Source organism: Microbacterium sp. BF1 (assembly GCF_019279095.1).
GTDB lineage: Bacteria > Actinomycetota > Actinomycetes > Actinomycetales > Microbacteriaceae > Microbacterium > Microbacterium maritypicum.
Genome location: NZ_JAGYWT010000035.1, coordinates 1 through 10,689, shown reverse-complemented (window position 1 = coordinate 10,689; position 10,689 = coordinate 1). Strand labels below are relative to the sequence as shown.

General features: G+C 68.8%; 8 protein-coding genes, 1 tRNA gene and 2 pseudogenes. 5 read left to right on the top strand and 6 right to left on the bottom strand.

The window, feature by feature from the left end; genetic code table 11:
- The 3 genes and pseudogenes from KZA10_RS02485 to KZA10_RS02475 all read right to left on the bottom strand — a co-directional run.
- Positions 1 to 458, bottom strand: a pseudogene (locus KZA10_RS02485) (hypothetical protein); the annotation flags it as partial.
- Positions 459 to 748: 290 nt separating this feature from the next.
- Positions 749 to 1,480: pseudogene (gene uppP / locus KZA10_RS02480) on the bottom strand (undecaprenyl-diphosphatase UppP); the annotation flags it as partial.
- Positions 1,481 to 1,521: 41 nt separating this feature from the next.
- Positions 1,522 to 2,817, bottom strand: a complete 1,296-nt coding sequence (locus KZA10_RS02475; protein ID WP_218682088.1) for a M20/M25/M40 family metallo-hydrolase — start codon at positions 2,815 to 2,817, stop codon at positions 1,522 to 1,524.
- A 111-nt stretch (positions 2,818 to 2,928) separates the two neighbouring features.
- Between KZA10_RS02475 and KZA10_RS02470 the strand changes: the two genes are divergently transcribed.
- Together KZA10_RS02470 and KZA10_RS02465 are read left to right on the top strand one after the other, a co-directional pair.
- A tRNA-Leu gene (locus KZA10_RS02470) sits at positions 2,929 to 3,011 on the top strand.
- Positions 3,012 to 3,150: 139 nt separating this feature from the next.
- Entirely contained in the window at positions 3,151 to 4,491 is a 1,341-nt protein-coding gene (locus KZA10_RS02465) for a DUF1254 domain-containing protein (protein WP_218682087.1), read from the top strand.
- Positions 4,492 to 4,506: 15 nt separating this feature from the next.
- Here KZA10_RS02465 and KZA10_RS02460 read toward each other — a convergent pair whose 3' ends face one another.
- Positions 4,507 to 5,604 (bottom strand): VIT1/CCC1 family protein, encoded by a 1,098-nt coding sequence (locus tag KZA10_RS02460; RefSeq protein ID WP_127482379.1) that lies wholly within the window; start codon positions 5,602 to 5,604, stop codon positions 4,507 to 4,509.
- Between the two features lie 151 nt (positions 5,605 to 5,755).
- The gene (locus KZA10_RS02455; RefSeq protein WP_055869162.1) at positions 5,756 to 7,498 is read right to left on the bottom strand and encodes a DEAD/DEAH box helicase; all 1,743 of its coding nucleotides are present in this window, start codon (positions 7,496 to 7,498) and stop codon (positions 5,756 to 5,758) included.
- A gap of 147 nt (positions 7,499 to 7,645) precedes the next feature.
- On the opposite strand from KZA10_RS02455, the gene KZA10_RS02450 reads away from it, so the two are divergent.
- Entirely contained in the window at positions 7,646 to 8,473 is an 828-nt protein-coding gene (locus KZA10_RS02450; protein ID WP_055868293.1) for an SGNH/GDSL hydrolase family protein, read from the top strand.
- A 5-nt stretch (positions 8,474 to 8,478) separates the two neighbouring features.
- Here the strand turns inward: KZA10_RS02450 and KZA10_RS02445 are convergent, their stop codons facing one another.
- Positions 8,479 to 9,279 (bottom strand): RNA methyltransferase, encoded by an 801-nt coding sequence (locus tag KZA10_RS02445; protein ID WP_218682086.1) that lies wholly within the window; start codon positions 9,277 to 9,279, stop codon positions 8,479 to 8,481.
- A gap of 114 nt (positions 9,280 to 9,393) precedes the next feature.
- Here KZA10_RS02445 and KZA10_RS02440 point away from each other — a divergent pair, with 114 nt between their 5' ends.
- Positions 9,394 to 10,233 (top strand): Sir2 family NAD-dependent protein deacetylase, encoded by an 840-nt coding sequence (locus tag KZA10_RS02440; RefSeq protein WP_218682085.1) that lies wholly within the window; start codon positions 9,394 to 9,396, stop codon positions 10,231 to 10,233.
- On the top strand, positions 10,230 to 10,689 hold a 460-nt coding region (locus KZA10_RS02435), incomplete at its 3' end, for a histidine phosphatase family protein (RefSeq protein WP_218682084.1). The genes KZA10_RS02440 and KZA10_RS02435, both read left to right, overlap by 4 nt.

Sequence of the window (10,689 nt, the reverse complement as noted above, 5' to 3'; positions counted from 1 at the left end):
GGCTCCGCCACTGCGGCTGGCGCAGGAGGCGGGGTCGTGATCGACGATCCGCTCGCCTCGTGTGCGGTCGGCAGGTCCGTTCCCGGCAGGACCGACGCGGAGGCGGGCAGCGAGGCGGACAGGGAGTCCGCTGCGGCACTCTTGTCACCGGTCGGCATCACGAAGGCGGTGATGAGGAGCGCTCCGCCCACGAGGAGGCGGATGATCAGTCCGGCGGGCGAGGCCAGGAAGTCGGACGCGACGTCGACGAGGTTCACCAACCCCCAGAGGAACAGGAGGCCGACGAGCAGGTAGAACGCGGCGATCGTCCCCAGGTACAGCAGGATGCGTCGGGCGTGCACCCGCCCCGGATGCAGGAGCAGGAAGACGGGGATGAGGAGTGTGCCGACGCTCAGCCCGTCGATCAGCGCCAGGAGAGCGAGAGAGAAGGGGAGCGGCAGTCCGCCGAAGAGTTCCATGTCTCCACGCTCGCCGAGCCGGGGCCGCGGCGGATCGGGCGAAAGTACCGTTCCCTCCGACCTCCTCATCCCTTCGTCGGATGCGCGGTGGCGCGCACCGTGATTGCATGAGGGCATGCACGAGCAGGTCGAAGGCGGATTCGGCGCCTGGTACCGTCGGCACCGCTGGTGGGCGGACCCGTTGGGGATGGCGCTCCTGTCGGTCGTCATGGCCTGGTTCGGGTTCCGCGGGATCTGGGGTCCGTTCTCGATCCTCCAGGAAGCCGTCTCCCCGTGGTGGTCGCTGGCAAGATCCAGTTCATGAAGAACGCGATCACCCCGAGCGCCACGACGAATGCGATTCCGGTCGCGGCGAGCGTGTCGCCGAAGGAGAAGAACGACGGCTCGCCCCAGCTCTTGAAGACCTGGTAGAAGCCGCTGCCGAACACCGCGGGGATCGCGAGCAGGAACGCATAGCGCGCCGCCGCGGCACGCTCGTAGCCGAGGAAGAGCCCCATCGTGATGGTGCCGCCCGAGCGGGAGACACCCGGGATCAGCGCCAGCGCCTGCGCGAAACCGAAAGCGATGCCGTGCGGGTAGGTGAGGTCGTCGAGCTTGCGGCGCTTCGCCCCCACGTAATCGGCGACGCCGAGCAGGATTCCGAAGACGATCAGCATCACCGCGACGATCCACATCGACCGCAGCACGGTCTCGATCTGGTCTTGGAACAGCAGCCCCAGGACCACGATCGGGATGCTGCCGATGATGATCAGCCAGCCCATCCTGGCATCCGGATCGTTGCGCGGAGCCTTGCCGACCAGCGACCGGAACCACTGCGTCACGATGCGCACGATGTCGCGCCAGAAGAACACCACCACCGCGGCCTCTGTGCCGATCTGGGTGATCGCGGTGAACGCCGCACCCGGGTCTTCACCCGACGGCAGGAACGAGCCGAGGATGCGCAGGTGAGCGCTGGAGGAGATCGGAAGGAACTCGGTGAGTCCCTGGACCACACCGAGGATCAGTGCTTCGAGCAGGTGCATGGAGAGCTTTCAGTTCGGAGGAGGCACGGAGCGCGCGACGCTCAGTACGTGCGCAGCAGATCGGTCAGCACCCGCTGGCCGAAGACAAGCGAGTCTACGGGTACTCGCTCATCGACTCCGTGGAACATGCCTGTGAAGTCGAGGTCGGCGGGGAGCTTCAACGGGGCGAAGCCGTAGCCGGTGATGCCCAGGTATGCCAGCGCCTTGTTGTCGGTGCCGGCCCCCAGAAGATACGGGATGACCGGCACGCCGGGATCGTGTCGACCGATGCTGGCGACCATCGCCTCGACGAGCTCGCCTTCGAACGGCGTCTCCATGCCGATGTCCCGGACGACCGTCTCGATGATGATCTCGTCGCCGACGATCTGCTGGAGCTCGGCCAGGACGTCGTCCTCGGTCCCGGGGATCACCCGCACGTCGATGAGCGCTTCTGCGCGCTCGGGGATCACGTTGTGCTTGTAGCCCGCGGTCAGCGCGGTCGGGTTCGTCGTCGTGCGGAAAGAGGACCGCAGGAAGGCCTCGGCAGGGCCAGCGGCGGAGGCGAGGGCATCGGGATCATCGACGCTGCGTCCGCTCAGGGCGCTCAGTCCTTCGAGCAGGGCTCTCGTGGTCGACGTCAGCCGGATCGGCCAGCGCGTGCGGCCGATCGCCGCGACGGCTTCTGCGAGCTTCGTGACCGCGTTGTCGTCGTGCAGACGGCTGCCGTGACCCGCGCGCCCCTTCGCCACCAGCCGGATCCAGATCAGGGCCTTCTCCCCCACCTGCAGCAGGTAGGCGCGTCGGTCGTCGACCGTGATCGAGTAGCCGCCGACCTCGCTGATCGCCGCCGTCGCCCCCTCGAACCACTCCGGGCGATTCTGCACGACCAGTGCCGAGCCTTCGACGCCGCCGTTCTCCTCGTCGGCGAAGAAGGCCAGCACCAGATCCCGCTCCGGTCGTTCGCCCCCGCGAAGGATCTCCGCCACCGACGTCAGGATCATCGCATTCATGTTCTTCATGTCCACGGCGCCGCGTCCCCACAGCATCCCGTCTTGCACGAGGCCGGCGAAGGGGTCGACGCTCCAGTCTTCGGCCATGGCCGGCACGACGTCGAGGTGGCCGTGCACGACGAGCGCGGGCTTGTCCCTGTCGCGTCCTGGCACGCGTGCCATCACGTTCGTGCGCCGCGGGATCGGCTCGTAGTACTCGACTTCGAGCCCCAGCTCCTCCAAGTAGGCCCCGACGTACTGCGCGGCCTCGCGCTCGCCCTTCGCGTTTCCTCCGCCGTAGTTGGACGTGTCGAATCGGATCAGGTCGCTCGCGATGCGGACGACCTCCGGAAGGGACGGATCAGTCATGGCTCCAGGCTATCGAAACCGTGCGCCACGCCCGGGCGTGCGCCTCGGTTCGAGAGGCCGCGGAGGACGTGGTAATGTCATTCTTCGGTCGGCAACGATCATCCAACACCTGCGCGGGTGGCGGAATGGTAGACGCGCTACGTTGAGGTCGTAGTGCCCGTAAGGGCGTGGGGGTTCAAGTCCCCCTCCGCGCACAGGAAGGCGAAGGCCCCGGATCCACGGATCCGGGGCCTTCGTCGTCTCCCGTCGATGGCGCGACGCACCCGCGGGGGCTCATCCGGGAGGGATGATCTCCTCCCCTGCGTGCGGGCGGCTCTGGATAGCCTGATCGCCATGACCGCCCTCGAAGCCGATCGTCAGACGATCATTCAGGCCTACCTCTACGGGTTCCCCCTCGTGTTCAACCTCGATCAGGTGACGCGTTACACGACGACGGGAGTCGGCTCCAACCCTGCCGCCCCGTTCAATGCCTTCAGTCACGCCCGAACGCTCGCCGGCCCCGCGGACACATTCGTGACGATCAACAACGACACGCTCTACTCGATGGCCCAGGTGGACCTCAGCGTCGGCCCGGTCGAGCTGCGAGTCCCGGACACCGCGGGCCGCTACTACGTCCTCCAGTTCGTCGACGCGTGGACGAACAACTTCGCGTACGTCGGACACCGCGCCACGGGGACACGCGCGGGGACGTTCCTGCTGGTCCCGCCCTCGTGGGACGGCGACACCGGCGACGCGGTCGTCATCCGGTTCCCGACGACTGTCGCCTCGATCGTGGGCCGGTGGGCTGTGAGCGGCGACGACGAACTCCCCGCCGTGCATGCGCTCCAGGACGCGACGACCCTCACGCCGCGAAACCCGGACGCCGTGCCCGCGGGGCTCGCCCTCCCGGATCCCGGCGTCCCGGAGAGCGCGCTCTTCCTCGAGAAGCTCCGCGTCTGGTCGCAGCAGTTCCCGCCCGCACCCCGGGATCGCCCCTTGCAGGCCTCGCTGGCCTCGACAGGGATCGCCGTCGTAGGCGATTCCCCGTACGCATCGATCGCGCTCTCGGACGCCGCGCGTCTGGTCGGCGATCTGGAAGCTGCTCAGCAGTCGCTCCACTCGTTCCTGACGCACGGCTCCAGCCCGGAGGTGAACGGGTGGAAGCTCACCTTCCACGCCTTCGACTACAACCTCGACTACTTCGAGATCGGAGCCCTCGACGACGACCGTTTCAAGATCATCGACCCCGAAGTGCGCATTCCCGAACGCGCCGCCGCCGCGCTCGGTGGCCTCTGGGGGAACCACCCCTATGAGGCGGCGTACATCGTGAGCTATGTCGATGATCATGGGGATCAGCTGACCGGCGAGCGGACGTACACGCTGCGTCTGGATCCCGAGCCGCCCGTATCCGCCTTCTGGTCGTTGACGATGTACTCGGTTCCCGACTTCTACCTCGTCGAGAACCCGATCGAGCGGTATTCGATCGGTGACCGGACTCCTGGTCTCGTGCGCGACGAGGACGGCGCCCTCACGATCACCATGAGCCATGAGCGCCCCGCCGACGAGAGGGCGGCGGCGAACTGGCTTCCCTCACCGGCCGGAGACTTCCGACCGGTGATGCGGATGTACGAGCCCGCCCCCGCCGTGCTCGAGGGGCACTACACGGTGCCGGCGATCACACGATCGGCGGGGTGAGTGCGCGCACTCCGATCACGCCGCACTGACGCCGAACACGAGGCCGAGAACGTAGGTGATGGCAGCCGCGCCGAAACCGATGGCGAGCTGACGGAGGGCGCGTCGGAGGGGCGGGCCGCCCGAGAGGACACCGACCATGGCGCCGGTGCTCAGCAGGGCGATGCCGACGAGCACGAGGGCGACGATCACGGCCGTGGTGCCCTGGAGTCCGAAGATCCACGGCAGGACCGGGATGATCGCCCCGGAGGCGAACAGGAGGAAGCTGGAGATCGCTGCGGTCCAGTCGCTGCCGACGATCTCGTGGTCGTTGCCGCCCTGGGTGTTGACCGGTCCGGTGGCGGCCCGGCGCACTCCGGCCTGCGCAGCGGTCACGATACGTCGGGCACGGGAGAGGGACTCCTCCGGCTCCATGCCGCGTGCCCGGTAGACGAGCGCGAGCTCGTTCTCGTCGATGTCGAGATCCCCGGCGGCCGCGTGGGCGTCCTCGTTCGCCTCGGTCGCCGCGAGCAGCTCACGCTGGGAGCGCACCGAGACGAACTCTCCCGCCCCCATCGACAGAGCCCCGGCCAAGAGTCCCGCGATCCCGCTGAAGAGCACGAACCCGGAACTCACCCCCGTCGCACCGATGCCCAGAACGAGCGCGAGGTTGCTCACGAGACCGTCGTTCGCTCCGAAGACCGCCGCGCGGAAGGAACCGGAGAGACGCCTGCGGCCTCGCGCTGCGAGTCCACGGACCACCTCGTAATGGACCTTCTCGTCGGCGCGCATCGCGGGCGTGGCGTACTGCTCCGAGTCGTAGGGCGATCGGGCTTCGGCGCTCTGCGCCAGCGCGAGCACGAAGATCGACCCGAAGCGGCCGGCCATCCAGCCGAGCAGACGCGAGCGGACACCGGCACGAGGGAGCCGTTTCGGCTCCGCACCGAGGAGATCGAGCCAGTGCTGCTCATGGCGGCGTTCCGCGTCGGCGAGACGGAGCAGGATGTCACGCTCCTCGCCCTCTCTGCGCGCGGCGAGCTTCTGATACACGGCGCCTTCCGCGCGCTCCTCGACCAGGTATCGCGCCCAGCGCCGGCGATCGGCGGGGGTCGGGTCGACTGCAGCAGGGGCTGTCATGAGTCCTCCAGGTGTAACGGTGCCCGGTGCGCGGGCAACCGTTCAACGCTAGCCGCGGACCCCCGCGCACACCTCGCTCAGACGCGGATTGACAGCATTTCGGGGATCCGAAGCAGCGCTCGCATCGCGCGGGTGGGGGCCCGTGCGGACGTCAGGAACGCACGCGCTTGCGGAGAACTTCGATGCGCGACTGCAACTGGGTCACCGTCGCCTGCGCAACCGCCGGTCCTCCGCAGATGCGCCGCAGCTCGGCGTGCACCGCGCCGTGGGGCTCGCCCTTCTGCCGCGCGTAGAGACCCACCAGGCTGTTCAGAAGCTGCCGCTGCTCCTTGAGCGTGCGGTGCAGCGGCGCGGGCAGCGTCGTCGTCTCCGCCGGGTCTGCAGAGGCCTCGCGCGCCTCGCGCAGTCGGGATTGACGGGACTGACGCTGCATGAGGAGCTCATGCACGTGTTCCGGTTCGAGAAGGCCGGGGAACCCGATGAACTCCTCTTCTTCCGGCGTGCCCGGTTCTGCCAGCTGCCCGAACTCCTGCCCCTCGAACACGATCCGATCGAAGTGGGCGACCGATGACAGCGCCTGATAGCTGAACTCCTGCGTCAGAGCATCGGAGGTCTCCTCCTCGCGGTTCGCGCTCTCGAGCAGCGAGTCCTCCAGGCCGTCGTCTTCCTTCGACTGCCGGTCGAGGGCGTGGTCGCGCTGCTTGTCCATCTCGTTCGCGAGCCCCATCAGGACGGGGACCTGCGGAAGGAAGACGCTGGCGGCCTCGCCGCGACGACGGGCCCGCACGAAGCGGCCGATGGCCTGCGCGAAGAACAGCGGAGTCGACGACGACGTCGCGTACACGCCCACGGCGAGGCGCGGGACGTCGACGCCCTCGGACACCATGCGCACGGCCACCATCCACCGGGCGTCGTTGGCACTGAACTTCTCGATCCGCTCCGAAGCGGTCGCGTCGTCGGAGAGCACGATCGTCGGCTGCTGACCCGTGATGCTGTGCAGGATCTTCGCGTAGGCGCGCGCCACGGTCTGATCGGTCGCCAGCACGAGCCCGCCGGCATCGGGAACGTGATGGCGGATCTCGGTGAGGCGGCGATCGGCGGCCGAGAGCACGGCGGGCATCCAGTCGCCCTCGGGGTCGAGCGCCGTTCGCCAGGCCTGCGACGTCACGTCCTTCGTGTTGTCCTGGCCGAGGTGCGTCTCGAGCTCGTCACCTGTGGTGGTGCGCCAGCGCATCTTGCCGGCGTACATGTGGAACAGCACGGGGCGCACGACACCGTCGGCCAGCGCCCGGCCGTAGCCGTAGTTGTAGTCGGTGCGCGAGATGCGGGCGCCGGACTCGTCGGGGTGGTACTCGACGAACGGGATCGGCGCGGTGTCGCTGCGGAACGGCGTTCCGGAGAGGAGGAGGCGCCTCTTGGCAGGTCCGTAGGCGTCGCGGATCGCGTCGCCCCAGCTGAGCGCGTCGCCGCCGTGGTGCACCTCGTCGAGGATCACCAGCGTCTGGGCGTCTTCGGTGAGATGGCGGTGCACCGAGGACTTCGCCGCGACCTGCGCATAGGTCACGACCGCGCCGTGATAGTGCCGTGCCGGTGCCCAGTCGCTGTTGCGGAAGCGGGGGTCGAGGCGGATGTGCACGCGCGCGGCGGCATCGGCCCACTGCGTCTTGAGATGCTCGGTCGGCGCCACGACGATGATGCGGTTGACCTCGCCCATGCGCATGAGCTCGACCGCGAGGGTGAGCGCGAAGGTGGTCTTCCCAGCGCCGGGCGTGGCCGCCACGAGGAAGTCGCGCTGATCCGCGGCGAAGTACTGTTCGAGGGCCTCCTGCTGCCAGGCGCGCAGCTTATTCGCGGTTCCCCATGGGGCACGCTGAGGAAAGGACGGAGAGAGCATCGAGTCCACGATAATCGCTGCCGCGGACACTGGATCACTCGCGGCAGTTCCCGCGCGTGCCCTCCCCGGGATGGGCACGTGCGGGTAGGCTCTGTCACTGCGTCGCGGTCACCGCCGCGTCGCACGACGTTCGTGAAGGAGCGCTGGATGACCGACCAGGATTCGACTCGGACCCCCTATGTCCCCAACGAGACCGCGCACCCGTGGCGCCGTTTCGTCGCGATCGGCGATTCGTTCACCGAGGGCATCGGCGACCCTGACCCCGCACATCCGGGCAGCCACCGCGGGTGGGCCGACCGCGTCGCCGAAGTGCTCGCGGCGCAGGTGGACGACTTCGCCTACGCGAACCTCGCGGTCCGCGGCAAGCTGATCGCCCAGATCGTCGCCGACCAGATCGAGCCGGCGATCGCACTGCACCCCGACCTGGTGTCGATCTGTGCGGGTGGCAACGACGTGATCCGCCCCGGCACCGACCCCGATGCCATTGCGAGTCAGCTCGAAGACGCCGTCGTGCGCCTGTCGTCCACGGGCGCGGCCATCCTGCTCTTCACGGGCATCGACACCGGGTTCACTCCCGTCTTCCGAGCCTTCCGCGGCAAGGTCGCCATCTACAACGAGAACGTCCGTGCGATCGCCGAGCGCCACGACTGCATCGTCGCCGACCAATGGGCGCTCAAGGTCGTGCAGGACATGCGGTTCTTCGATGACGACCGCCTGCACTACAACGCCCTCGGCCACCACGAGGTGGCCCGTATGGCGCTGCGCGCGCTGAACGTGCCGAACGACCTCGAGGCCATGCAGCCCGAGCCGTTCCCGTTGCGCACGTGGCGCGAGGCCCGGTCGGAAGACCTCGGCTGGGCGCGCGAGCACCTCGTGCCATGGGTGCTTCGGCGGCTGCGGCACCAGTCGTCGGGCGACAACCTCGCGGCGAAGCGCCCCGACCCCTCGCCGGTGTTCCTTCCCGAGCGGGACTGAGCGCGTCAGGCCTTCATCGACCAGAGCGCGACCGCAGCCGCTGATGCCACGTTCAGCGAGTCCACTCCCCCGCTCATCGGGATGGTGACGACGGTGTCCGCGCCATCCATGGCCTCCCGCGAGAGACCGTCGCCCTCCGACCCCATGACCAGGGCGACGCGGGACGGGCGTTCGGCGGCGTAGGCGTCGAGGGTGACGGCGTCATCGCGCAACGCCAGGGCGGCGATGTCGAAACCTGCGGCGTGAAGATCCGCGATGGCGGATTCCCAGTCCGTGATCCGTGTCCACGGCACCTGGAACACGGTGCCCATACTCACGCGGACGCTGCGACGATAGAGCGGGTCGGCGCCACCCGGCGACACGAGCACGGCATCGGCCCCGAGTCCGGCGGCGGCGCGGAAGGCGGCCCCGACGTTGGTGTGATCGCCGATGTTCTCCAGGATCAGCACGAGGGACGCCCCCTCGATCACGTCGTGCACGGCCGGCAACTCGGGTCGATGCATAGACGCGATCGTCCCGCGGTGCACGGCGAAGCCGGTCACCGCCTCGGCGACCTCGTCCGGCACGACGTACACGGGCACATCGAGATCGCCGACGATCTCCCGGATGTCGTCGATCCGGCGTTCCTGCACCAGGAGGGAGCGTGGACGGTGGCCCGCGGCGACGGCGCGCGCGATCACCTTCGTCGACTCCGCGATGTACAGCCCGCCGGACGGCTCGGAAAGAGTGCGCAGGGCGGTATCCGTGAGTGCACGGTAGTCATCGAGGCGTCGGTCACAGGCGTCGGTCACAGGCAGCAGTTCCACGGGCTCCACTCTGCCACCGCCCGGGGGTCGTCCCGCACCGACATCTCCGAGAGCCACCCCGTCGGCCGGGTCCGCCGCACGCCCGGGCACCGTAGACTCGCTCGAGGAGGTCCTGTGAGCGTGTCGAATCCCGCCGAGCTGTCGGCCACCATCGCCCACGCCGCCGAGCTGCTGCGTGAGAAGCGCATCGCACTCCACACCGGCGCCGGCATCTCCACCGACTCCGGCATCCCCGCCTATCGCGGCGAAGGAGCACGGACCCGCAGCGATCCGATGACGATCCAGACCTATCTGGGCGACGAGGCTGCGCGGCGCCGGTACTGGGTGGGCGGGCACCTCGGCTGGCGCGCCTTCGCCAGGGCGGAGCCGAACGCCGGGCACACCGCCCTCGCGCAGCTCGAAGCAACGGGCACCGTGTCCGGCGTCATCACCCAGAACGTCGACGGACTGCATCTGCGAGCCGGGAGCACGCACGTCATCGAGGTGCACGGGACGATGCGCCGCGTGCTGTGCCTGCAATGCGGACAGGTCTTCGACCGCCGCGACATCGCCGTGCAGATCGAGGAGCTCAATCCCTGGATCGCCGTGCCCGAGAACATCGCGCTCGCCCCGGACGGCGACGTCCTCCCCGAGAGCACGGAGGGGTTCATCGTCCCCGTGTGCACCGTCTGCGCCGGCATGCTCAAGCCGGATGTGGTGTTCTTCGGCGAGTACGTGCCACAGGACCGCTTCCGTGCGGCGGAGTCGCTGCTGCGCTCCAGCACCGCCTTGATCGTGGCCGGATCCTCGCTGGTCGTGAACTCCGGTGTGCGCCTGGTCGAGCGTGCCCGCCGTCGCAACATCCCCCTGATCATCGTCAACCGTGAGCCGACGCGCGCGGATGCCTGGGCGCATGTCACCATCGCCGCCGGCACCAGCGACGTGCTCCCCGCCCTCCAGGAACTCCTCTCGTGACCCACCTCACTCTCGTCCGCCACGGTCAGACCGACTGGAACCTCGCCAAGCGCATCCAGGGCTCCACAGACATCCCCCTGAATGAGACCGGGCGTGAGGATGCCCGGTGGGCGGCGGAGAAGCTCGCCGCGACGACGCATCACGCGGTGTACACCAGCCCGCTGCTGCGGGCGAAGGAGACCGCCGAGATCATCGCCGATCGCCTGGGGTTGGAGATCGCCGGAATCGTCCCCGACATCCGCGAGCGGGAGTTCGGCGACGGCGAAGGCATGCTCGTGCCCGACTACATCAGAACCTACGGCGACTGGCACGCCGAGGTCCCGGGCGCGGAATCCCTGCACGAGGTCGGAGAACGGGCCATCGCGGCCTTGCACGCGATCGCGCGTGAGGCCCGACGGCGATCGACACCCCGCGCGGAGTCGGTGATCGTCGTCGCGCACGGTGGTGTGATCCGCG

What these genes read in the sequence shown, in the direction of transcription:
- KZA10_RS02475 (WP_218682088.1), bottom strand. Translation starts at nt 2,817, where the DNA reads ATGACTGATCCGTCCCTTCCGGAGGTCGTCCGCATCGCGAGCGACCTG.
- KZA10_RS02465 (WP_218682087.1), top strand. Translation starts at nt 3,151, where the DNA reads ATGACCGCCCTCGAAGCCGATCGTCAGACGATCATTCAGGCCTACCTC.
- KZA10_RS02460 (WP_127482379.1), bottom strand. Translation starts at nt 5,604, where the DNA reads ATGACAGCCCCTGCTGCAGTCGACCCGACCCCCGCCGATCGCCGGCGC.
- KZA10_RS02450 (WP_055868293.1), top strand. Translation starts at nt 7,646, where the DNA reads ATGACCGACCAGGATTCGACTCGGACCCCCTATGTCCCCAACGAGACC.
- KZA10_RS02455 (WP_055869162.1), bottom strand. Translation starts at nt 7,498, where the DNA reads ATGCTCTCTCCGTCCTTTCCTCAGCGTGCCCCATGGGGAACCGCGAAT.